This is a genomic window from Virgibacillus alimentarius (assembly GCF_000709085.1).
Classification (GTDB): Bacteria; Bacillota; Bacilli; order Bacillales; family Amphibacillaceae; genus Virgibacillus_B; species Virgibacillus_B alimentarius.
Genome location: NZ_JFBD01000062.1, coordinates 1 through 23393 on the forward strand (window position 1 = coordinate 1; position 23393 = coordinate 23393).

Sequence of the window (23393 nt, forward strand, 5' to 3'; positions counted from 1 at the left end):
TAGTAATCCCGTTGACTTGCACTGCAGGCGACTGCTTTCCGCGGGCACGGCCTCTGCCTCTTTGGAAGAAAACCACTTCCTGCGGGGTCTTCAGACTCGTGCTGTTCCAGCAGGAGCCAGCCGCCTTTCGTTCCAGTCAACTAGATATGAAAAGGGCTTTAATATGCTTGTTTTAGTAAACAAAAAGGACACCTTCTGATAAAATGAAAGTCACTTCTTGGCTAGTTAAGGCCCAACCTCTTTCGTATCATCTTTAGTTTGGATGGGTCATTTCTTTTGGATTCACATATTGATCAAATTCTTCTTCAGTTAATAACCCTAACTTAACTGCAGTTTCTTTTAAAGTGGAGTTCTCTTCGAAAGCTGTTTTAGCTATTTTAGCTGCATTTTCATAACCAATGTGTGGATTTAATGCTGTTACCAACATTAAAGAATCTTTTAAATTCTTTTCAATTTGCTCATGGTTTGGTTCAATCCCTCGTACACATCTTTCTTCAAAAGATCTCATACCATCTGCTAAAAGCCCGCATGATTGCAAGAAGTTATAAGCCATCACTGGTTTAAATACATTCAATTCAAAGTTTCCTTGACTTGCCGCAAAGCCGATCGTCGCGTCATTCCCCATCACCTGGGTTACAACCATTGTTAGCGATTCACTTTGTGTCGGATTTACCTTACCTGGCATAATGGAACTTCCAGGTTCATTAGCTGGAATTGTAATTTCTCCAATACCGCAACGTGGTCCACTTGCTAACCAACGTACATCATTTGCAATTTTCATTAAATCTGCAGCGAGAGCTTTTAATGCACCATGTGCATAAACAGTTTCATCATAACTTGTTAAAGAATGAAATTTATTTGGTGCAGAAACAAAGTCTTTCCCTGTATATTCACTGATTGCACTGCAAACACGTTCCGCAAATTCTGGATGAGTGTTCAAACCAGTCCCTACAGCAGTACCACCAATTGCAAGTTCTTTTAAGTGCTGCAGACTTTCTTTTATCATACTTTCTGATTTTTCAAGCATCCGGTGCCAGCCACTTATTTCTTGACCAAGTGTTAAAGGAGTAGCATCCTGCAGGTGAGTTCGTCCTATTTTAACAATGTCTTGAAATTTATCCATTTTAAGCTTCACACTATCTTTTAATTGCTTTAATGCTGGCAAAACTTGATCTTCCATTTTTAATGCTGTTGCAATATACATCGCTGTCGGATAAGTATCGTTCGAACTTTGTGATTTATTTACGTCATCATTTGGATGAAGCTTTAAATCGCTGCCGTTATTATTTAACCATTCGCTTCCAACAAATGCTAATACTTCGTTTACATTCATATTTGATTGCGTTCCACTGCCTGTCTGCCAGACAACTAATGGGAAGTGATCATATAACTTACCATCGATTACTTGATCTGCTGCATAAGCTATTGCTTCAGATTTTTTCTCATCTAATAATCCTAAGTCGCTATTTACTTTCGCTGTGCTCTTTTTTAAAATAGCAAATGCCTTTATTATCTCCTCTGGCATTTTTTCATTACCGATTGGAAAGTTTTGCTTACTGCGCTGTGTCTGTGCTCCCCAATACTTATCAGCTGCTACTTTAATTTCTCCAATTGTATCTTTTTCAATACGGTAATCCATGTTCATTTCCTCCCTATGTATGCTTATCCTTCACTCTTCTATTGTACCAAATAATTCAGTTAGTTAAATCATTTTAAGATTACCATTTCGTTTCTTGCAAATGTTACAAAAAAAGGAAACTTCATATTGACACAAATTTGTGCTGGGAATTTACTATCTGATTCCATTATGTTGATATATAATACTTAATATGCACGAAGTAATTCAAAGAACTTTCACAGGAAGACGTTCAAGCTTTTTTTATAATTACTTTTTTAACCAGAAGTCTTCTTATACTGGAGCAATTGTTATAAGGAGGATTCGATATGCCAAAAATTTGGACACATATATTATTTTGTGAAGATATTTTGGATACAATTATCGGTCCACATCCATTTTCACAAAATGAAACATTTATAAAACTAGGTGCGCAAGGACCAGACCTTTTTTTATATTATAATTTTTGGCCTTGGTCAACTAATAAAGAGCATATACATGCCCTTAGTAATTTCTTGCACACAGAGCGCTGTGGCAACTTTATTGTGGATTTAATTAAAGCTGCAAAAGATAAAAATGAAAAAGTACGTTCGTATGTTTTCGGTTTTATCACACATCATTTATTAGACAGAAATACACATCCATATATTTATCACTTGGCTCAAGCGTTACATCATGAACCTCAAGAGTTGGAAGTAAAAATAGATACGTTAATGATGGAGAGGTTCCATCGATTAAAAACGTGGAAAGCACCAGCTTATAAAGAAATTGATATCGGGTTTAGAATGAATAAAGACATTGCAAGTTTATTGCATGACCTTATAAAAAAGTATAACCAAAAGATAAGAGGACAGAATGCAGCATACATTCACAAATCATATAGAGATATGAAATTGGCATTAAGATTATTTTCAGATCCATATGGATGGAAGAATAAGCTATTTCCTTCCTACGTTTCTCTATATTCCCATCAGCCAGTAAATGATCATATTGACTATTTAAACTTACAGAAAACAACATGGTATCATCCAGTAACCAAAAAACCATCTTTGGAAAGTTTTATTGATTTATACGAAAATGCTCGGGCAGAGGGTTTGGAAATTATAACGGAAGTATTAAATTATTGGCATAGTGAAAATGCCTTTGTTCCCAAAAAACTTTTACAATTAATCGGAAATAAATCCTATCAGACAGGCATGTCTCTCCCAAAGAAATAACTCGAGTAAAAAGAGCCAGCTGAACAAAATAAATTGTTTGCTGACTCTTATGATTAAAATAACCTTGCACTTTTCATTCACGTTAAAACCTGCCTATACGGCTTGTCACTAGTACGGGTTATTTCTATATTTATTTACTCCCATATAAAGTGGTTATATGCTTTACTTAACTTTAAAAATTCCTGTTTATTACCAGTATCGATGGAACGGTTGATTGCGGCTTCTAATCTTTTTTTATTCCATTTAAAACATAATTCATCTAAAATCAATCTTGACGTGAGCTTTAGTTCATATGGAATTTCTCGTTTTGCATGAAGAATATTACCTTCATAACGGTAATATCGATAAATTGTTTTTTGCTTCTTCATGGAATATGCCCCCTTGTTCCTTTTTCTTATTATCCTAAATTTTTAGATAAATTTCAAGTCTAATGCTTACAGAAAAAAGAACGAATACGCCATGTATATCATGCAAGTATTTCCAGCAATTCATCAATGCTATCCCATCCGTACGCTGTTTCTTGATAGATTCCTTCTCCAACCGTAATTGCTTCTTCTCCTACCGATTTGGCAAGATATCGTTCATAAAAACGGCTAGATGGATTCTGCTTTAGTACCCACACTAGAATAGAGTGATAATTCATTCCTTTCATCTCTTGAGCAAATGCTTTTAAAAGTTTTGCTCCTAAACCCTTTTTTTGGTATTCATCTAGTATGTAAATCGTGTATATTTCACCATCATATGCAAAACGTTTGGTTCTTTCTGGACCTCCAGAAATAAAGCCAACGATTTTTTCATCGTCACAAATCACAAATGTGCATTGTTCTCTTTTTTTCAGTCGCAACACTGTTTCCCATAGCGTTTTTCGATTTTCATAAGTCATATTAGTTAAATCACGTTCTTCAAGCAAGTCAGTATAAGTGCTTTTCCAAGTATTTACATGAATAGTAGCAATTGTTTCTGCATCCGTATAAACAGCCTTTCTAACCGAAAACATAACGGCTATCCCCCCCTGTTTTTATTTCTTTAAATATAGATGGAAACGATAAAGATGGATAAGATCGCACCAGCCACGACTAGAATAACATTTAATCCGATATAAGCTAACCCAACTGCGACGCCCGCGCCTATTAAGCCAATTTCGGGCTGATCAGGTTTCACAGTTAAGATTCCCGGAAAAATAAGAGCTCCTAATGCTGCATAGGGAATGGCATTTAACCAACGATTCACCCAATCACGAAACTGCAATTTATCAACTATAAATGCTGGAATGATTCTAGGTATCATTGTGACAATTGACATTCCTATTATAATCATAAATATCATGACTTGTCCTCCTTAAGAAAATAAACACCACTTAAACCACCTATAATCGTCCCTAGTACAATAGACCAGCCATCGGTCATAAATTGACTGCATAAAACATTGATAAGCATCGCTATAAGCGCAATCAATCCGACTTTTAATTCTCTTTTTACGGATGGAATTAAAAGACCTATGAACATTGCATACAATGCGATTCCCATACTATCGCTCAGTCTCTCCGGAATAACTTCCCCGATTAACCCGCCTAAAAAAGATCCAAAAACCCATGAAAAATAAGCTGTCAAAAAAATGCTTAGATAAAATAAGGGGCCTTTTTCCATCTTTGCTTCTTTTGTATGTAAAGCTGAAACCGCAAATGTTTCATCTGTCAAGCCAAGTGAAAGAGGCAACTTCCAATTTATCCCTATATCTCTTAAGGAATTCATAAACGACAAACTCATCACAAAATGGCGAAAATTAAGAACGAACGTTGCAATAATTATTTCCACAGTTCCTGCTCCAACCGCAATCATATTAGCCCCCATAAACTGGCTTGCACCTGCAAACACAAGTATACTCATTAATGTTAATTCAACTAAAGATAAACCTGATTGCTTTGCTAGCACGCCATATGTAATAGCGACAGGCAAATAACCTAGTACAATTGGAAATCCAGTGGCAAGACCTTTTTTAATCATCAATTTCGCTTGTGATGAAGGTTCTTTTCCTGCTGTATTTGTCACCATATACTTTGCTCCCTTTCCCGAAATTCTATATATTATAAACTGATTTTTTTCATATTACAAAGAATTCGGACTTTATTAATTCGATTGACAACAGAACAGATGACAATGTATATTCAATAATAACAATTTCAAATGGATAAACTTATCTAGGAATGACGAGTAGATATTTCCAGGCAGCATAAGAAACAAAGTGGATGATGTGAACTTTGGCAGGAAAAATTCGAATATACACATTCTATTTTTATAGATAAATCTCTTGAGCGGTTGAAAGTATTCAACAATCAGGGTGGTAACGCGGAGTAAAGCTTCGTCCCTATTTTCGGGACGAGGCTTTTTATTATTTATATTACTAATCAACAAGGAGAATGCGAGATGTTCCCAATCAAACCTGAACATAATCCAACATTAAGTGAAGCACTTTTCTTTTTCATTATTATTATAGGTTTAATTAGTTATTTTATAGTTGGACTTGATACTGTTCCACATATCCCGATATTACTAGGAATAATTTTACTTGTTGCATATGGATTAATAAAAAAAATACCTTTTGAGACGTTAGAAACAGGTATGATAGCAGGGGCCAAATCTGGAATGGGTGCTATTTTTTTATTTTTTCTCATTGGTATATTAATAAGCAGCTGGATGATTAGCGGTACGATCCCTGTATTAATAAGTACTGGCTTCTCTTTTATTGGAGGGACATGGTTTTATGGGATTGTGTTTGCTATTACTGCAATCATTGGAGTTTCACTCGGCAGTTCACTCACAACAACCGCAACCATCGGAGTTGCTTTCATTGGAATGGGTGATGTTATCGATGCTTCAATGGCCATTACAGCTGGAGCGATTGTATCCGGTGCTTTCTTTGGTGACAAAATGTCCCCTTTATCAGACACAACTAATCTGGCGTCAACGATTGTTCAGGTTGACTTATTTGAGCACATCAAACATATGAGCTTAACAACAATTCCAGCTTTTATTATATCTTTTATACTATTTGTGACCTTATCTCCAAATCAATCAATACCTTTGCAGGACGTGCATCAGTATGAAATGGCATTAGAAGCAACCGATTTAATACATTGGCTCTCATGGTTACCTTTAGGTATACTTGTCTTTTGCACCATCTTTAAAATACCTGCATTCATTTCTTTGGCTTTAAGCAGTATAATTGCAACGATCATTGCAAGCATATTAGGTAATATAGCGCCGATAGAAATTTGGACGGTATGGTTTGATGGATATACGGCTTCAACTGATTTTGAACCTGTAAATGAGTTACTAACAAAAGGCGGTATAAACAGTATGCTCTTTACTATTTCACTCGTTATTTTAGCATTAGGATTTGGAGGACTCCTGTTTGTTACTGGTATCGTTCCGTCTATATTACAAGCATTTCAAAGTAAATTACATCAGGTGCGGTCTATTATCATTTCTACAGCAGCAACATCGATTGGTGTCAATATTCTAATTGGTGAACAATATTTATCCATTATGCTAACAGGAGAAACATATAAAGGTGTATATAAAAAAGCCGGCCTTGCTCCTAAGGCATTATCAAGAACATTAGAGGATGCGGGAACAGTTATTAATCCACTTGTGCCGTGGAGTGTTTGTGGAGTATTTATCGCAGATGTATTAGGTGTGCCAGTAATGACCTATTTGCCATTTGCTTTCTTTTGTTTATTAAGTCCAGTGATTACAATTTTATTTGGAGGCAGAGGACTTAAAAAAACAGCATTAGATTTTTTATGGGATTGAGTCCAACAATACTCAATCCCATTTTACCTGTTAACTATAATTTAAATCGTTGTACCAAGCCATTTAGGTTCTCCGCTAATGTTGCGAGTTGACGTGAACTTCCATCTATTTCTTCCATCGAACTGTTTGTTTGTTGTGAGGCAGCTGATGTTTGTTCAACCCCTGCGGCTGATTCTTCTGAGATAGCTGCAACATCCTCTATAGAGGAATTCATTTCTTCACTGTTATTGGCAATATCCGATAAATTCATAGAAACGATATTAATATTTTCTGCCATTTCTTTAATTGCTGTTTTGATTGTATGGAATGTTTCACTCGTTGTTCTTATTTGAATAGTGCCCTCTTCAACTTCCTGATACCCTTCTTTTAGTGAATCTACGACAATACTTGATTCGCTTTGTATACGCTCAACGATGTCTGTTATATCTGTCACAGAAACAGATACTTGTTCTGCAAGTTTTCTTACTTCATCCGCTACAATCGCAAAACCCCGTCCATGTTCACCTGCTCTGGCAGCTTCAATCGCTGCATTAAGGGCAAGCAAGTTCGTTTGATCAGATATATCCTGAATCACTGATACAAGCTTAGAAATTTCCTGAGCTTGTTTATCTAAGCCATCAACCTTGTCAACTGCATCACTGACAATTCCATTTACTTTTTCCATTTGTCCATTTGAAGACTCCATTAGTTGACTACCTCTATCTGTCATATTTAAAACTTCATGGGAAGCTTGGCGTATACGCTCCCCATTTTCACGCGTTTCCCGGACTTTTACTGTAAACGACCCCATAATAGATGACAAATCACTAGCACTATTAGCTTGTGACTCAGCCCCGGATGCTAATTCTTGCATCGTTGTTGCTATTTGTTCAGAACTTGCATTAACTTCATTCGTTGTTTGCATTAATTCTTCACTATGACTGCTTACCGATTCCGAGACAGTCATAATCTGATTCAACAATTCCTTTGTATTTTTCGTCATTTCATTGGTTGCTGCAATAAGCTGTCCTATTTCATCCCTTGATCTCGTTTCGATAGGTTTATAGCTAAGATCACCACTAGCAATACGTTTCATTCGTTTCATCACCATTCTAAGCGGTTTTGAAATAGAGTATGAAGTTATAAATGCCACAATTAAACTAAGAACAATAACTAATACAATTACGATTGAAACAATTGTTAATGTTCTTTCGCCGTTAGCAATATTGTTTTCCTCCATAGAAACAATTTTATTCTCTCTTTTTTTAGCCATATCCTGATAACCATTTATTATTTCGTCAAAAAATGGACCTGATTCTGATAAATTTTGAAGTGCACCTTCTTTATTTCCCCTGTCGTATTCTTGAAATACATCATGAACAATGGTTTCTCTCCATTGAGAAGATTGCTCACTAAGTGTTTCAAATTCCTTCGTTGCACCTATCTCTTTAATGATCTCTTCCTGTTTTATTCCTTCATCTGCATATTTTTCAAATAAATCTTTATAGAAGCCATCTCCAAATAATAAATATCCACGTACCGCTCCGATCTCATTCGCAAGCGCTGAGACTAATTGCTTATCAGCGATTAATAATGGAAGCTCTCGGTTTACAATATCACCTGAGCTTTTATTCACTTTATTTAAATTCCAAAACATATAAACACCTAAAAATATATTAAGGATAAGAACAATCGAAAACCCTAGTATCATCTTTATTCGAATCGTTTTGAAATTCAAGAAATGATTCATCAATATACCTCCTTGTCAATTATGTTTAGACTTCATTTTCCATTAGACATATGTAAAACATGCTTATTGGCATCTTTTTATTTGATTAATGCATTCGGATCAATAATTAATGATACGCGTCCATCTCCTAGAATGGTTGCCCCAGAAATAGCATAAACGTCCTTTAAATAGTTTCCTAAAGATTTAAGAACAACTTCTCGTTGTCCGAGAAAAGAATCCACGATTAACCCTGTAATATTTTCTCCTTTACTCACTAATACAACAGCATGTTGTTGTTTTTTACCTTCGTTTTTACTTGGAACAGCGAAAAATTCCTTCAGTGAAATCAGAGGGATAATCTTCCCTCTAAAATCCATAACTATTTGTCCGTGTGCATACATAATCTGCTCTTTTTCAAGCAGTACTGTTTCAACAATTGAAGATAGCGGAATAGCATATGTTTCACCTTGAACTTTAATCAATAAAGCAGCGAGAATAGATAGGGTTAGAGGTAATTGAATAGAAAATTCACTACCCTTCCCTTGCTGCGATTTGATAGAAATTTCGCCGCCGAGTGATTCAATCGTATTTTTGACAACATCCAAGCCAACGCCGCGCCCAGAAATATCTGACACTTTATCATTCGTACTAAAACCAGACGCTAAAATAAGCTGATGAATCTTATCATCGGTTAAATTTCTCGCCTGTTCAGATGTAATTAAATCCTGTTCAATTGCTTTTGCTTCAACCTTATCACGATTAATTCCTGCGCCATCATCCTCAATTTCAATAAATACATGGTTTCCGCTATGAAAAGCACGTAATATTAACTTCCCTTCTGCAGGTTTTCCGAGTTCTTTACGTTTTGATGGTGCTTCAATCCCATGATCAACAGAGTTGCGAATTAAATGAACCAATGGATCTCCTAGTTCATCAATAACAGTCCGATCCAGCTCTGTATCAGCTCCGATAATTTTCAGTTCAATTTCTTTGCCTAAATCTTTGGCTAGCCCTCTTACCATACGAGGAAATCTATTAAATACCTGTTCCACTTGTACCATTCGCATCGTTAAAATTAAATCTTGCATTTCACCTGAAATCCGAGTTGTATGTTCAACGGTTTCTGTTAATGCTTGGTTCTCTATTTTTTTTTGCCAGTTCTGTGAGTCTACTTCTATCAATCACCATCTCTTCAAACAGATTCATAAGATGATCAATACGTGCTAGACTCACCCGAATTGTTTTACTAGAGGGACTTATACTTTTTTTCCCATTGAAGTTATTATGTGTTTTTTCTGCGTCTGATTCATTATTACTATTTTTATCTTCATTGGCTTTCGTTACCCGGGAGAGATTTGAAATATCCACATTTTCAATTTCTGATACGTTCCAAATAAGATCCTTTATTTCATCTGCAGTTTTTTGGGATAGAAAAGCAAAAGTGAAGTCCCTTTCAAAGTTTCCTTCTTCCAATTCATCTACTACAGGTATCGTCTTAATAATCTCACCTTGATTATCAAGTATTTCAAAAACCATATAAGCACGTACACCTTTTAGAAGACATTCCTCTATTAATCTAATAGTGATTAGGAACGCATGATACCCTTGTTCTACAGCCTGAGTGACTACAGTAATTTGATAATTATCTAATTCAATGATTGGTTCGTCTTCTTTCTCTAATACTTGGTCTGTTTGACTGGGATTTCCCCCATTCCCTACATTCGCTAGATGTTCGATTATACTTGTTACATCTTTTTTGCCATCACTTCCTTCACCTATCGAATTCACCATTTCTTCCAAGTATTCAATTGCTAAAAATGTTATGTCAATAACCTCTGTAGAAATTGGCAATTTGTTATTGCGTATTTTATCCAGGATGTTTTCCATCTGATGTGTCAGTGCCGCTATATCCTCAAACCCCATTGTGGCAGCCATTCCTTTTAAGGTGTGGGCTGATCGAAAAATCGCCTCAACAAGATTAAAGTCATGCGGATATTTTTCCAATTTAAGAAGGTTGTCATTCACCGCTTGTAAGTGCTCCCGTCCCTCATCAAGAAACATTTCTAAATATTGACTTGTTTCCATATAATACTTCCTTTCCATCTCTATCCTGACGATCCACATAATAAATTAAGTTTTGAACCTAACATGAATTGAAGTAAATTCTCCCATGATTAGGTCTTTTATATCAAACAACTGATTTTTTTGATTCTTCCTTCCTATTTTTTATCGACCATTTATAAAAATTGTTAACCCAAAGTCATCTATTTTCTTCGATCAATGCCCGTCTCTCTAACACTTCCTGACACCCCTAAAGTTTTATCAACACACATAAAAACGTGAGTTCCTTTTAAAAAGAACTCACGTTTTTATGATCATATAAAGTTTTCCCCTTTTTATAGCTTCAAACAATCTATGAACTTGATCATAAGGTTAAGGATTTGCTTTTTGTTTGTTCCATCTTTTTCATTGGTAATTGAGCAATAAATATACCTGCAAGTATCAAACAAGATCCCAGTATAACCCCTGCTGTTATCTTTTCACCTAAAAGCACCGCACTGAAAAGCAAACCAAAAACAGGAACAAGCAATGTTGAGATTGTTGCCGTAACAATATCGATCATACTAAGTACAATAAACCATAATGTAAAACAGAAAGCCGAAGCTAAAGCACCCGTAAACAGAATATAGTATATGCTTGTTACATTGAATTGGATGGGTTCTCCCCATTCCATTCCAATTGCAGCTGCCGTGATTCCTAATGTTCCAAACCCCATTTGATATGCAGTTACTTGTATTTTTGAAACACCTTTTACCTTTAACTGATAATATACATTTGCTAATCCCCATGATGCAGCTGCTATTATTATCAGTATTTCACCGAATAAAGCAGAAAAATCCTGACCAACAAATATGTCCCAGCCAATAATCATGATAAGTCCAACAACACCTAATCCAAGTCCCACCATTTTAGTTATCGTAATTTTTTCTTTTAAAAGCTTCACTGCAAAAAAACTGCTCCAAATCGGCATGGAATATAATAATACGGATGATTTACCTGCCTCAACAAAGTGTAATGCATACATTACCAATAAATAAACAACCGCTGTTTGCAACAAACCAACGATGACAATGTGTCCTAACTGCTCTTTTGGCGGTCTTTTCATTTTCATAAAGAACATAATCATAAATAAGATGACAGATCCTACACCAAATCGTAGCGCAGAAAAGGAAAATGGACCCATGTACCGGAGAGCTTCTTTCATAAGAACCCAGCCATATCCCCAAATAAGCGTGATTAATAAAATCAAAACATACACCACCCACTTACGTTGAAGCAGCGGACTAGTTGACATCTGTTCCATTCCTTTGCCCATTAAATATCAGGTCCTTTTCAATATTTTGAATATTTTAGGTAACTATCTATAGGTTAGTATAATTTAGTTATAAGTACAATATTAAACTATTCTATAGATTATTTCAGACGGTCCTTTCATATTATGAAATTCCTAAAAAATTCTAAAGAGAGCCATTTTAAGATCCCCATTGTATTCGCACCTTTTGATTGTCCCTGATCCATTTTAATAATGGTCTGTCTTTTGACACTACCCTGCCAACTACATTCACTTTTTCATCTGCTGGTAAATCCCGTTTTGTAATTTGTATTTCTCCTTGGTACCGTAAATATTTTTTATTATCTATTGTTATTGTCCCGATTGGACGTTCCATACAATTTGATGGTGAAATGTTTTTATGAGGATACTGCCGTGATTCCACGGAACGAAAGCAATCTCGAGCCCCATCAGGACGGTTTGTATGTAAAACAGGTATTTTCTGCAATATTTCCTCAGCTGAATTTTCATCCGGTTCTGCTTTCAAAAGGATTTCATTATTCTTATTGTACGAAGTGAATTGGTCTAATGTCGATGAACTTATAGCTACATCACCAATTAAAATTTTATCAACTCGTCCAACCATCTTCATTTCCATGTAGGAAGCAAAAGGTGATTGTTTCCTATGATCCTCAATCGTAGGCAACGTTTGATACAATGGACCACGCAACTCTTCATCTCCGGGAATAAAGGTCATAATGGTTATCCCTTTTTCTTTTAACCAGCGGTTTTTCTCTATAAAGTCATCAAGATCAAGCCCAGTTTCAGGGCGTGGATAAAAATTATGCCAGGCTTCTACAGATGCAGTTACCAAACCGTTTGCTTTCATTCGTGTTAAAGCCTCTTCTGTAATCGTACTCGCATTTAAAGCTACTTTCATTTTTTGAGATAGTTCGATGATCACAGGTTCGGGAATACCGTAATCCACTCGGATTCCGGTCAACCCCCATCTGAGTAATTTATCCGCGTTAGACCAATTCATTCCTAATAGGTTTAAAGAATCTGGAGATATATCTGCCATTAGCTCCATGTCCAGTTGGGTTGCTAAATGACCCAGTTCCTTTAACTGGTCCTTATATTTCGAATTATCTTCTTCTGGAATATGAAGGGATGTAAAAATACAACGAAAACCGCAATCATTCATTTTTCTTATATATGATTTTTGATCTGCTATTTCTTTATTTCCTAAGTATACAGAAATCCCTAGCATTGCTATCACACATCCTTTTTCAGTATATAGAAAAAAGGAGGTAAAAAACCTCCTTTTATTTGTGACCATACGAACTTAAATTCCGTCTGCCATTTCTTCTTTAAATCCAAATAAATACGTAAATAAAAATCCAAACACATATGAAATAACTAGACCAACAAAATAGCTAAAATATTTTCCATCTGTAATTAATGGAATTAATGATAGTCCGGAAACCCCAATTCCTGCTGCTGCGGTGTGCATAACAGCTTGGAAAGCACCGCCAAACGCTGCACCAATACACGCGGTAATAAAAGGTCTGCCTAATGGCAAGGTTACCCCATATAATAATGGTTCGCCAATTCCAAGGAAGCCAACAGGTAAACTACCTTTTATAATATTTTTCAATCGTTTATTTTTCGTTTTCACATAAATAGCGATTGCAGCACCAACCTGACCCGCGCCTGCCATAGCTAGAATCGTTAGGAGAGCAGTACCACCATAAGCATTAATTAGTTCCGCATGGATCGGCGTCAATCCGTGATGTAATCCGACCATAACTAAAGGTAAAAAGAATCCAGATAAAACAGCTCCAGCTACAACACCACCTACATCAATCAAGGCGGTCAATCCGTTCGTAATACCATCTGAAACGAGACCAGCCACTGGCATAACTGCATATAATGATACAATTCCTACTAAAAGTACGGTAATCAATGGTGTAAATATAATATCTACTGAGGCAGGTATACCTTTACGAACATATTTTTCTACAAAAGCCATCAGCCACGCAGCGAATATCACTCCGAATAATCCGCCTCTACCCGGAATTAATGCATCCCCGTAGATTGTTATTTGCTCTAGCATCGGATTAAACAGGAACATTCCGGCAATTGCACCAAGTACAGGCGTCCCGCCAAATTCTTTCGCGGTATTCCAGCCAACTAAAATAGCTAAATAGGTAAAAATACCACTTCCAATTAATAGTAAAATTTGCATCCAAGTTGCTTCGTCATTTGCACCTGCGTTTTTAGCAAAATTTGCAACTCCATTAATAATACCAGAGGCAACTAGACCTGGAATTAATGGAATAAATATATTCCCAATCTGCGAAGAAGATTTTTAAATGGCGTCTTATTTTTTCTTTTAATATTTTCTTTTTTTATCGCTGCTTGTTCTTCAAAGGTTAAGTTATCTACTTCGGGCTCAGCGTCCTCCCCAATTCCAAGACCTGTAAGTTGGCTTAATTCCTCTGAAACCCTATTTACTGTACCGGGACCGATGACAATTTGTAATGTTTCATCAGCAACTACACCCATAACCCCTTCAATTTGTTTTAGCTTGTCATAATCAGCTTTGGTGTCATCATTTAGGAGTAGTCTTAACCGTGTCATACAATGTGTAATGCGTTTTAGATTATCCTTCCCTCCAATCTGCTCTAAAATTCCTTTAGCCATATTCTGTTCTTTGCCCATAACTTTACCCTCCCTTTATTTTGATAATGCTTTACGCACAAATCCATTGACCCCGTGTAGCTTTTCTGCTGCTTCCTCATGAGAACACTGTAATAGGATCATGACAATTGCTTCTTTGACATGGTGATTAGCCTTCTCAAAATAGCTGCTTGCAGTCTCATAATCTACATTTGTTGCCTCCATAATAATTCGTTTGGATCTCTCTTCTAGTTTATGATTGGTTGGTTTCAAATCTACCATTAAATTTTGATATACCTTACCTATCCCAACCATTGCTGTTGTTGAAATCATATTTAAAACCATTTTTTGTGCTGTTCCCGCTTTTAAACGAGTAGATCCGGTTAATACCTCAGATCCTGTTTCAAGCTCAACTGCTATTTGACTGCACTTGCTTATTTCTGCATTTGTATTACAAGATATTCCAACCGTCCCTGCCTTTTTTTCATTTGCATACTGTAATGCTCCAACTACATATGGTGTTCTTCCACTTGCTGCTAAACCAATTACTGTGTCATTTTTATTTAAATCTATGTTTTCTAAATCCTTCTTTCCAAAATCAGGATTATCCTCTGCTCCTTCCACAGCATTTGAAACCGCTTTCATCCCACCCGCAATAAGGCCATGGACCATCTCTGATGGAGAACCAAAGGTTGGAACACATTCAACAGCATCTAATATTCCTAATCTACCACTAGTCCCTGCACCAACATATATTAATCTTCCATTATTCTGAAATGATTGAATAACCATGTATACGGCTTTTTCGATCGATCCTATTTCTTTTTCAATTGCTCTAGTAACTCTTTCATCTTCTTTATTCATTATTTGTAATATATCTTGAATAGACATTTGATCAAGGTCCATCGTATGTTTATTTCTAGTTTCAGTAACTAATTTATCTAACATAAAAATTTCATCACCTTCCTTTTCTTTATATCTATTTTATAGGATTTTGAAATTTAATGTCAACTATTAATAATTAATTTATGAAACAAAATTTCATTTATGACAAAGAAATAGTTATCTTCTCAATTTCATTACTTCCTCTCTCGCTTCTTGATACTGCTCTACAACTTCTTTTCCAATACTGTTAAAAAGACTTATATAAAGACTATCAATGATGGTGAGCTGTGTCATTCTCGAAGTAATGCTTCCTACACGAAAGTCTTTTTCTACATGTGGAGTTGCCAGGCGTATATCAGCTTCTTTATATAAAGGCGATTTATTAATATTTGTAACTGCAATCAGTGTGGATCCTTTTTTTTGGGAAAATCTGGATAAATCTAAAACATCTTTCGTTTGTCCTGACATACTAATCGCTACAAAAACATCTTTTTCATTTAAATACGGTATATGAGAAAGCATATAATGAAAATCCTGGCTAAATTCTGCCTGAAACCCTAGCTTTGTGAATTTATATAAAGCATCCATTGCTGCAATTGCCGATCCGCCTACACCATAAAAAACGATTTTTCTGGCTTCTTTTAATACATCGATTGCTTGTTCTAATTCCTTTTTATTTATAGACCCTGATAGCGATTCAATGGCACTTTTATTCACATGTGTAACCTTTTGAAACAATTCGTACGGGGAATCTTTTTTCTTAACGATGGAAAAATCCGTTATATACTCTTCAGATACAGCTAGTTCCTGGGCTAAGGTAATTTTGAATGTCTTAAAGCTATCTATTCCCATTGTCTTTGAAAAACGAATCACACTAGCCTCACTGACATTTGATTTTTCTGCTAACTCCTTTGTTGTCATATTAGGTATAAGTTCAGCATGATTTAATATATATGAAGCTACTTTTTTTTCGGTTGCTGACAAGCTATTCATTCGATTTTTGATACTTAAGAGCAATGTATTTGCCATTTAAATCTCCCCTTTATTCGGTCTATATCCGTTCTTATTCTATCATTTCTAAAAAGTTAACTCCAACACAATAACAGTCCCAGTATAAGCAAACTGTGCATATTATACTATTGATACACCAAAAAATGAGGAGGATTGAAATCAATGGTTTATGGAATGAATCCAAATCCGTATATTACGTACAATCAAACGCACCATTACAAAGGTTTACTACCCTTTCAACTTGAATCATCCAGATGGTTTACCGCGAACCATACGTAAAGGGCAAAAAGATAAAAAAATAGAACAAAAAGGCCACACACATGCTCATTCTGGAGCAACAACATGCCAGGATGAACACACTCATTTACACCCTGGTGTGACAAGCACACCAATTCATACAAAAGATGGTCATGTGCATAAAATATGGGGAAATACTACGTTTGATGATGAGCATATTCATTACTACGAAGACTATACCGGTCCTCCAATTCCATTATCAAATGGTTATCACACCCACTACGTTAAAACAAAAACAACTACTAATGATGGGCACGTTCATGTTGTCAAAGGATTTATTGAACCATCAAAAAGTTGATGTTACGCATAAAAAGAGACCACCTCCATAGTAGAGATGGTCTCTGATCTATCTAATTAACCCATTCATCAACTAAATCCTGATTTTCTTCAACCCATTTTCTAGCTCCCTCAATCGGTTCATCAGCATCATTTACGTAACTCATTAATTCACCGATCGATTCATCATCCATTTCCCAGTTCTTCAGCCATTGATCGACCTCTGGATGGTCTTCAGCAAAGTCTTGCCGCGTTGCAATAAATATTTCTTCTACACCACCATAGGTTTCTTTCGGATCTTCTAAAAACTTCAAATCCATCTCAGCAAATACACGATGTGGCTTCCATAAAGGAGCAACAATACTTCCTTTTTCTTTGATTGTTTCATCGATTTCCGTAATCATTGCTGGTTCAGAACTTGTGAGCAGTTCGTAGTCAAGATCATAATCCTTAATGACATCTTCTGTCACTTCCATTGTTCCTGCACCTGGATCAAATCCAGTAATTGCCCCTTCAAATTTATCTTTGTATTTATTTAAATCTTCAATACTATTCACTTCATCCATATATTCAGGAACAACTAAGCCAACTTTCGCATTATCGTACCAAGGTTCTTCAAAAAATGTAACAGTGTCTTTATATTGCTTTTTGTAGCTTGCATCCTGAACAGGGAGCCATACTTCAAGATTCACATCTAAATCCCCGCTCTCAAGTGCTGCCATAATTGTTCCCATATCAAGTAACTTCAGGTTTACATCATAGCCTCTTTCTTCAAGAATAACCTTCCACATATTCGTTGTAGCAATATTTTCAGCCCAGCTGATCTGCGCCATAACGATTTCATCGTCATTTTTCCCTTCCTCGGAACTTGACGATTCATTCTCCGAATCACTGCAAGCCGCAAGTACGATCATTAGGATTGTGAATAAAATTACTTTTTTTCCCCATTTAAAATTCATTCTATTTATTCTCCTTGTTAAGTTTATGTTTCATTCATGTTTTGGTAAAAAATCAAAGATGCTTTCATTCCGAATACTCTCAACTAATCTTTCTAACCAATGATAATAAATTTTTGAGCTTTCAAGCATCTGATAGTACTCATTTGCTTCATCACGCATTTCTTGTGAGCAATATTGATCTTCCATTACTTCTTTCAAGTAAAAATCCGCCTCATAAATGGCTTCCATATTCATTTTTACTTCCCGTTCCCACATTTTACAATAAAAGGACATGAAAGAACGAAAAAAGTCCTTTTCTGCCATATACGTGTGTTTTCGTGAACCACGTTGAAATGTTTTTTTCACCATATCAATCTCTTGTAATTTACGTACACTGGTACTCATACTAGGTTTGCTCATTTCAAGCTCTTCCCGCATTTCGTCCAAATTCATCCGGCCTTTAAAATACATCGTTGCATATAACTTTCCAACTGAAGGAGTAACTCCATACAAGTCCATTGTTTCGGATATAGCACCAATAACTTGGTCTTTGGCATAATCTATTTTTTCTATTGCTTGTTCATCAGGTGACCTTTCCATAATTTCACCCCCATTTGACATTTAGTTTGTTTTGTTTATTAAATAAATATTTTACAAATTTAATGGTAACGGCTTAATTTTAAATGTCAAATGCCAAAACAAAATTCATTTCCTTTAGCGCATGCTAGGCTTACGTTGAAAAAAATCTATCTTTTTTTCTTTTTGACAAATTAAAATCAACATGATACATTTAATTTGTTCAAAACATTAAAATTTTATTTAACAAATTTAACATTTTTAAGGAGGGAGTCTATTGGACATCAAGAAGCAATTTATAGATGGGAAATGGGTTGTTTCCGAATCTAATAAAACAAGAGACATTATTAACCCTTTCAATAAAGAAATTATTGCGCGTGTTACGGAGAGTGATGAAGATGATGCTAAGCTTGCCATTGCAGCAGCAAGAAAAGCATTTGATCATGGCTCATGGCCTACAACTCCAGCAACTGAACGCGGACAAATTGTAAATAAAATTGCTGATTTAATTGAAAGAGACAAAGAAGAATTAGCTGAATTAGAATCTCTTGATACCGGTAAAACAGTAGAAGAAAGTCGTGGCGATATGGATGATATTGCTGGTGTATTTCGCTATTACGCAGAATTAGCTGATAAAGATGGTGGGGAAATCATCGATTCTCCTATTCCAAACTCTGTTAGTAAAGTGGTTCGTGAACCAGTTGGTGTATGCGGTCAGATTACACCATGGAATTATCCATTACTGCAAGCATCATGGAAGTTAGCTCCAGCATTGGCAGCAGGAAATACACTTATCATGAAGCCAAGTGAAATTACCCCGCTTACTTCTATTAAAGTATTTGAATTAATGGAAGAAGCTGGAGTTCCAGCAGGTGTTGCCAACCTTGTTCTAGGGGCAGGTAACGCAGTAGGTGCAGAACTCTCGGAAAATAATGATGTTGACTTAATTTCTTTTACAGGTGGAATAGAAACAGGGAAAAAAATAATGAGAGCGGCGAGTGATAATGTTAAAAAAATTGCATTAGAACTTGGCGGAAAAAACCCTAATGTCGTATTTGCTGACGCAGATTTTGATACTGCTTTGGACCAGGCAATGAATGCTGTTTTCTTCCATGCTGGACAAATCTGTTCTGCAGGAACAAGACTCATTGTTGAGGACAGGATTCATGATAAATTTGTCAATGCGCTAGTTGAAAAAGTAGAGAATATTAAGTTAGGCAGTGGTTTTGATGAGACTACGCAAATGGGGCCACTTATTTCAGAAGAGCACTTAAATAAAGTAATAAAGTATGTCGAAAATGGCGTTAAGGAAGGCGTAACCGTAGCAACAGGCGGAAAACGACCTGAGGATCCTAAACTGCAGGATGGATTTTTCTACTTACCTACAGTTCTAACAAACTGTGAAAGTAAAATGGATGTTGTTCAAAATGAAGGATTTGGTCCTGTCATTACGGTGGAAAAATTCTCTAATGAAGATGAAGCTATTAAACTAGCAAACGATTCAATTTATGGCCTATCCGGAGGAGTTTGGACAAACGACATTGCTAAGGCTGAACGTTGTGTAGCCAAGATGCGCATGGGCACCGTTTGGATTAATGAATTTAATCTTTATTTTCCACATGCACCTTGGGGAGGCTTCAAACAATCCGGCATTGGGCGAGAACTAGGAAAAGCAGGATTAGAAGAGTACACAGAAACAAAACATATTTTTCATAATTTAAAACCAGAACCTATCAACTGGTTCCAATAAATAAAATTAATAAGCGAAATGTTAATTATTAGGAGGAAAAAGAATGAGCTTAAATATGAAAGTAGAACAAATGTATAATTTCCATCAATTTGAATTACCAACAGCAATCAAGCACGGGATCGGCTCTATCAAGCATATTGGAGAAGAAGTGAAAAACCTTGGTGTTTCCAAAGTACTTTTAGTAACTGACCCTGGTATTTATAATGCAGGCGTAACTGCTCCTGTAGAAAAACATTTAGAAGAAGCAGGTATTGAAATTGTGTTGTTTAATAAAGTAGAACCAAACCCGCCAGTAAGATTAATTGCAGAAGGTTCAGCTCTTTATAAGCAAGAAAACTGTAATGGGTTAGTGGCAGTTGGTGGAGGTAGTTCCATGGATACTGCTAAAGGAATTGGTGTAGAAGCAACACATGAAGGCAGTGTACTTGATTACGAAGCAGCAGAAGGTAAAAAACCACTGGAAAATCGTATTCCACCTCTAACAACGATTCCTACAACTGCTGGAACTGGTTCTGAGGTTACACAATGGGCAGTTATTACAGATGAAGAACGTGAATTTAAGTTTAATACAGGTGGTCCTTTAATTGCGGCTCATTTAACAATTTTAGATCCTGAATTGCATATTTCTATGCCTCCGCACGTAACAGCAATGACAGGTATTGACGCTCTTGCACATGCAATCGAATGCTATACGATGCATTACGCACAACCGGTTACTGATGCAGTTGCATTATTAGCAATGGAATACGTTGGGAAATATATTCGCCGCGCTTATGCAGATGGTGGAGACCTAGAAGCCCGTTATGGAATGGCACAAGCAGCAATGTTAGCAGGACTTTCTTACGGTAGTGAATCAGCTGGCGCAGCACACGCGATGTCACAATCATTAGGCGGCATTATCCCAGTTGCGCATGGACAATGTGTTGCAGCAATGATGGGACCTGTTATGGAATTTAACTGGAAAGGTCACCCTGCAAAATTTGCACGAATTGCTCAAGCATTAGGTGTTGACACATTCCACATGACAACAGAAGAAGCAGCTAAAGCAGCAGTAAATGAAATGTACCAATTAGTAGAAGATCTAGATGTTCCATCTCTTGAAGAACAAGGCGTTTCACCTGATATGATCGATCGCCTATCAGAAGTAGCGATGACTGATCCACAAACTGTTGGGAATCCGCGTGACCTAACAGTAAAAGATTATAAATGGATTTACAAACGCTGTTTTAACCAAACTCCTAAGACACTATAAAAAATGCCATAACCGATGAACATTTAAAGTTTTCAGCAAAATAGAATAGAAAGCATGTAGAGTGAATGTGTATTCCTCTACATGCTTTTTTTATCAACATTCATTCCAGCAATGCCATCCAAGCTCGATCATGGTGCCAATCTACTTGCACATTTTTTTCAAAAAAATTTGTTAAGCTCGCACTATTTAATACTTTTTCCCTTTCCCCTTGAGCAAATACAGCTCCTTGTCTAAGCAATAATGTATGGCTGAATATCGGTAGAATCTCCTCGATATGATGTGTTACAAATAAAATCGTTGGACCTTCTTTTTGTGCAGCTAACCGCTTTATAGTAGCTAAAATATCCTCACGTGCAATAAAATCAAGCCCGCTCGTCGGTTCATCCAAAATAAGAACATTCGGTGAAGCCATTAATGCTCGTGCGATTAGAATTTTTTGTCTTTCACCTTGTGAACAAGTCTGATACGTCCGATCCTGTAAGTCACAGCATCTTAACTCCTCCATCAAGTGATACGCCTTTTGATAATCTTCCTTAGTTGGATCTTCGTAAAGTCCAATGGATGCATATTTTCCGCTAACAATAATATCCTGTGTTTTGTGCATTGGTCTGATTCTATACTCTAAAGATGAACTAACCCAACCAATGAATTTTCTAAGTTCTCGTATATCCGTCCTTCCAAATAAATTGCCTAATACACTAACTTTTCCAGACGTCGGCCATATATAGCCATTGAGCATATTTAATAAAGTCGTTTTCCCTGAGCCATTTAACCCTAAAATTGCCCAGTGCTCTCCCTTATTCACTTTCCAATTGATATTTTGAAGGATTAACTTACCATCTCTTTTCCAAGAAACATTTTGCATTTTTATCGTATGGTCCATCTACTATCGCCTCTTTATAATATGATTATAATCATAAATATACCAATTTTAAGAAAATAATAATAGAAATAAGATTTCATTCTTTATCATTTAACAAGCCAAGATACATGTTATACTTAGAAAAGAATAATTTATGTACAGAGGAGTTTTGTAAAATGATTAAAGTTAAAATGAACGTCCAGACCGCCTATCATGGCAATTTACTTCGAGCTGGAAAAGTATACGAAATCGATGAAGCAATAGCTAAGCGATGGATTGCAAGCAACATAGCAGAAAAAGCAGAAAAAAATTAAAAAATAAAGGAAAAGAGACCCTATCTTTAGAGTCCCTTTCCCTATCTATATGGAAAAACGCTACTTGTTTGCAAAAAATTCCTCAGCCTTCTCCAGGAATACTTCCTGATCAGGAGTTAAATCATACTCCTCTACAATAGCGTCTACCGGACAAACTGCTACACATGCACCACAGTCTATACATACATCCGGATCTATATAAAATTGATCTGGTCCTTCCTCAATGCAGTCGACAGGACATACGCTTACACATTCGGCTGACTTTTCCGGACCACATGGATCTAATATTACAAAAGCCATCTATATTCTACCTCCCTTTAATTCAATAGCTTATATGTTTCTCTTTCCAATGATACATGAGGCATCGATTACAAGTAAAGAGTTTAATATCGTTTATGTATCCTTCTCAAAATATAAATGATGGTGAAGAAGACAACCTGAATTAAATTGTGCCTCGCAGTACGGGCAAGTATTTCTGCAATCTCTATACGCCTGAATCGTCAATTCATTTTTACACGAACCACATAAAACTGCTTTTTTGCCAAATTCTTTTTTTGGCCAGACAGCACCTTTCCCACATCCATATTTTTGATGACAAAGGTAACATGGAAAATAAGCGTCGCAACAGAAAAATTTGATGGCAATAATATCTTTTTTAGTCTGATAATGTTCACAACGTGTTTTTTCGTCTATTGCGCCGTGTACAATAAATTGATCAATCTTCATGAAATAACTCCTCGTATAGTATATTTAGGCTTTTCTATTCAGCCTATTAACTCTTACAAATTTACAAAAATCTCATTGTTGATAACTACGTTACCTTTCACTGCTGGCGGACGCTTTCCGCGGGCATGGCTTGAGCCCTCC

At 36.2% G+C, this 23393-nt stretch carries 24 protein-coding genes and 1 pseudogene; 7 read left to right on the forward strand and 18 right to left on the reverse strand.

The window, feature by feature from the left end; all coding sequences use genetic code 11:
- On the forward strand, positions 1-199 hold a 199-nt coding region (locus GZ63_RS18405), incomplete at its 5' end, for a hypothetical protein (protein ID WP_038221179.1).
- A 54-nt stretch (positions 200-253) separates the two neighbouring features.
- Here GZ63_RS18405 and fumC read toward each other — a convergent pair.
- Positions 254-1639, reverse strand: a complete 1386-nt coding sequence (gene fumC / locus GZ63_RS0110455) for a class II fumarate hydratase (RefSeq protein WP_029269317.1) — start codon at positions 1637-1639, stop codon at positions 254-256.
- Between the two features lie 305 nt (positions 1640-1944).
- On the opposite strand from fumC, the gene GZ63_RS0110460 reads away from it, so the two are divergent.
- Positions 1945-2832: a zinc dependent phospholipase C family protein gene (locus GZ63_RS0110460; protein ID WP_029269318.1), complete on the forward strand. Its 888-nt coding sequence runs from the start codon at positions 1945-1947 to the stop codon at positions 2830-2832.
- A 134-nt stretch (positions 2833-2966) separates the two neighbouring features.
- On the opposite strand, the gene GZ63_RS0110465 is transcribed toward GZ63_RS0110460, so the two are convergent.
- The 4 genes from GZ63_RS0110465 to GZ63_RS0110480 form a co-directional block, all read right to left on the reverse strand.
- A complete protein-coding gene (locus tag GZ63_RS0110465; RefSeq protein WP_029269320.1) occupies positions 2967-3200 on the reverse strand; it encodes an IDEAL domain-containing protein in 234 nt (77 codons plus the stop codon).
- A gap of 98 nt (positions 3201-3298) precedes the next feature.
- A complete protein-coding gene (locus GZ63_RS0110470) occupies positions 3299-3829 on the reverse strand; it encodes a GNAT family N-acetyltransferase (protein WP_029269322.1) in 531 nt (176 codons plus the stop codon).
- A 29-nt stretch (positions 3830-3858) separates the two neighbouring features.
- The gene (locus GZ63_RS0110475; protein WP_029269324.1) at positions 3859-4158 is read right to left on the reverse strand and encodes an AzlD domain-containing protein; all 300 of its coding nucleotides are present in this window, start codon (positions 4156-4158) and stop codon (positions 3859-3861) included.
- Complete coding sequence (locus GZ63_RS0110480) at positions 4155-4883, reverse strand: AzlC family ABC transporter permease (protein WP_029269325.1); 729 nt, start codon at positions 4881-4883, stop codon at positions 4155-4157. The genes GZ63_RS0110475 and GZ63_RS0110480 overlap by 4 nt, the downstream gene beginning before the upstream one ends.
- A gap of 372 nt (positions 4884-5255) precedes the next feature.
- On the opposite strand from GZ63_RS0110480, the gene nhaC reads away from it, so the two are divergent.
- Complete coding sequence (nhaC, locus tag GZ63_RS0110485; RefSeq protein ID WP_029269327.1) at positions 5256-6644, forward strand: Na+/H+ antiporter NhaC; 1389 nt, start codon at positions 5256-5258, stop codon at positions 6642-6644.
- Between the two features lie 34 nt (positions 6645-6678).
- Here the strand turns inward: nhaC and GZ63_RS0110490 are convergent, their stop codons facing one another.
- The 8 genes and pseudogenes from GZ63_RS0110490 to GZ63_RS0110520 form a co-directional block, all read right to left on the reverse strand.
- Entirely contained in the window at positions 6679-8373 is a 1695-nt protein-coding gene (locus GZ63_RS0110490) for a methyl-accepting chemotaxis protein (RefSeq protein ID WP_029269329.1), read from the reverse strand.
- Positions 8374-8450: 77 nt separating this feature from the next.
- Positions 8451-9533 (reverse strand): chemotaxis protein CheA, encoded by a 1083-nt coding sequence (locus GZ63_RS18720; protein ID WP_318842376.1) that lies wholly within the window; start codon positions 9531-9533, stop codon positions 8451-8453.
- A complete protein-coding gene (locus GZ63_RS18725) occupies positions 9466-10437 on the reverse strand; it encodes an Hpt domain-containing protein (RefSeq protein WP_318842377.1) in 972 nt (323 codons plus the stop codon). The genes GZ63_RS18720 and GZ63_RS18725 overlap by 68 nt, the downstream gene beginning before the upstream one ends.
- Positions 10438-10777: 340 nt before the next feature.
- Positions 10778-11707: a DMT family transporter gene (locus tag GZ63_RS0110500; RefSeq protein WP_029269331.1), complete on the reverse strand. Its 930-nt coding sequence runs from the start codon at positions 11705-11707 to the stop codon at positions 10778-10780.
- A 178-nt stretch (positions 11708-11885) separates the two neighbouring features.
- Entirely contained in the window at positions 11886-12953 is a 1068-nt protein-coding gene (locus GZ63_RS0110505; protein ID WP_029269333.1) for a DUF871 domain-containing protein, read from the reverse strand.
- Between the two features lie 75 nt (positions 12954-13028).
- Positions 13029-14407, reverse strand: a pseudogene (locus GZ63_RS16670) (PTS transporter subunit EIIC).
- Positions 14408-14422: 15 nt separating this feature from the next.
- Entirely contained in the window at positions 14423-15313 is an 891-nt protein-coding gene (murQ, locus tag GZ63_RS0110515; protein WP_029269335.1) for an N-acetylmuramic acid 6-phosphate etherase, read from the reverse strand.
- Between the two features lie 114 nt (positions 15314-15427).
- A complete protein-coding gene (locus GZ63_RS0110520) occupies positions 15428-16279 on the reverse strand; it encodes a MurR/RpiR family transcriptional regulator (protein WP_029269337.1) in 852 nt (283 codons plus the stop codon).
- Positions 16280-16502: 223 nt separating this feature from the next.
- Here GZ63_RS0110520 and GZ63_RS0110525 point away from each other — a divergent pair, with 223 nt between their 5' ends.
- Entirely contained in the window at positions 16503-16856 is a 354-nt protein-coding gene (locus tag GZ63_RS0110525) for a YmaF family protein (protein ID WP_051681467.1), read from the forward strand.
- Positions 16857-16908: 52 nt separating this feature from the next.
- Here the strand turns inward: GZ63_RS0110525 and GZ63_RS0110530 are convergent, their stop codons facing one another.
- Positions 16909-17793 (reverse strand): glycine betaine ABC transporter substrate-binding protein, encoded by an 885-nt coding sequence (locus tag GZ63_RS0110530; RefSeq protein ID WP_029269342.1) that lies wholly within the window; start codon positions 17791-17793, stop codon positions 16909-16911.
- A gap of 30 nt (positions 17794-17823) precedes the next feature.
- Positions 17824-18372 carry a choline uptake/conversion transcriptional regulator CudC gene (gene cudC / locus GZ63_RS0110535; protein ID WP_029269343.1) on the reverse strand — a complete coding sequence of 183 codons (549 nt, stop codon included), beginning with the start codon at positions 18370-18372 and terminating at the stop codon, positions 17824-17826.
- Between the two features lie 253 nt (positions 18373-18625).
- On the opposite strand from cudC, the gene betB reads away from it, so the two are divergent.
- The gene (gene betB, locus GZ63_RS0110540; RefSeq protein ID WP_029269345.1) at positions 18626-20098 is read left to right on the forward strand and encodes a betaine-aldehyde dehydrogenase; all 1473 of its coding nucleotides are present in this window, start codon (positions 18626-18628) and stop codon (positions 20096-20098) included.
- A gap of 43 nt (positions 20099-20141) precedes the next feature.
- On the forward strand, positions 20142-21350 hold the full coding sequence (locus GZ63_RS0110545; protein WP_029269348.1) for an iron-containing alcohol dehydrogenase: 1209 nt from the start codon (positions 20142-20144) through the stop codon (positions 21348-21350).
- A gap of 100 nt (positions 21351-21450) precedes the next feature.
- Here the strand turns inward: GZ63_RS0110545 and GZ63_RS0110550 are convergent, their stop codons facing one another.
- Positions 21451-22233 (reverse strand): ABC transporter ATP-binding protein, encoded by a 783-nt coding sequence (locus tag GZ63_RS0110550; RefSeq protein WP_029269350.1) that lies wholly within the window; start codon positions 22231-22233, stop codon positions 21451-21453.
- A 155-nt stretch (positions 22234-22388) separates the two neighbouring features.
- Between GZ63_RS0110550 and GZ63_RS18155 the strand changes: the two genes are divergently transcribed.
- Positions 22389-22526 (forward strand): hypothetical protein, encoded by a 138-nt coding sequence (locus tag GZ63_RS18155; protein ID WP_198020934.1) that lies wholly within the window; start codon positions 22389-22391, stop codon positions 22524-22526.
- Between the two features lie 60 nt (positions 22527-22586).
- Here the strand turns inward: GZ63_RS18155 and GZ63_RS0110560 are convergent, their stop codons facing one another.
- Both GZ63_RS0110560 and GZ63_RS0110565 read right to left on the reverse strand, forming a co-directional pair.
- Positions 22587-22826 carry an indolepyruvate ferredoxin oxidoreductase subunit alpha gene (locus tag GZ63_RS0110560; protein WP_029269352.1) on the reverse strand — a complete coding sequence of 80 codons (240 nt, stop codon included), beginning with the start codon at positions 22824-22826 and terminating at the stop codon, positions 22587-22589.
- Between the two features lie 93 nt (positions 22827-22919).
- The gene (locus tag GZ63_RS0110565) at positions 22920-23252 is read right to left on the reverse strand and encodes a CHY zinc finger protein (RefSeq protein WP_029269354.1); all 333 of its coding nucleotides are present in this window, start codon (positions 23250-23252) and stop codon (positions 22920-22922) included.
- Between the last annotated feature and the right edge of the window lie 141 nt (positions 23253-23393).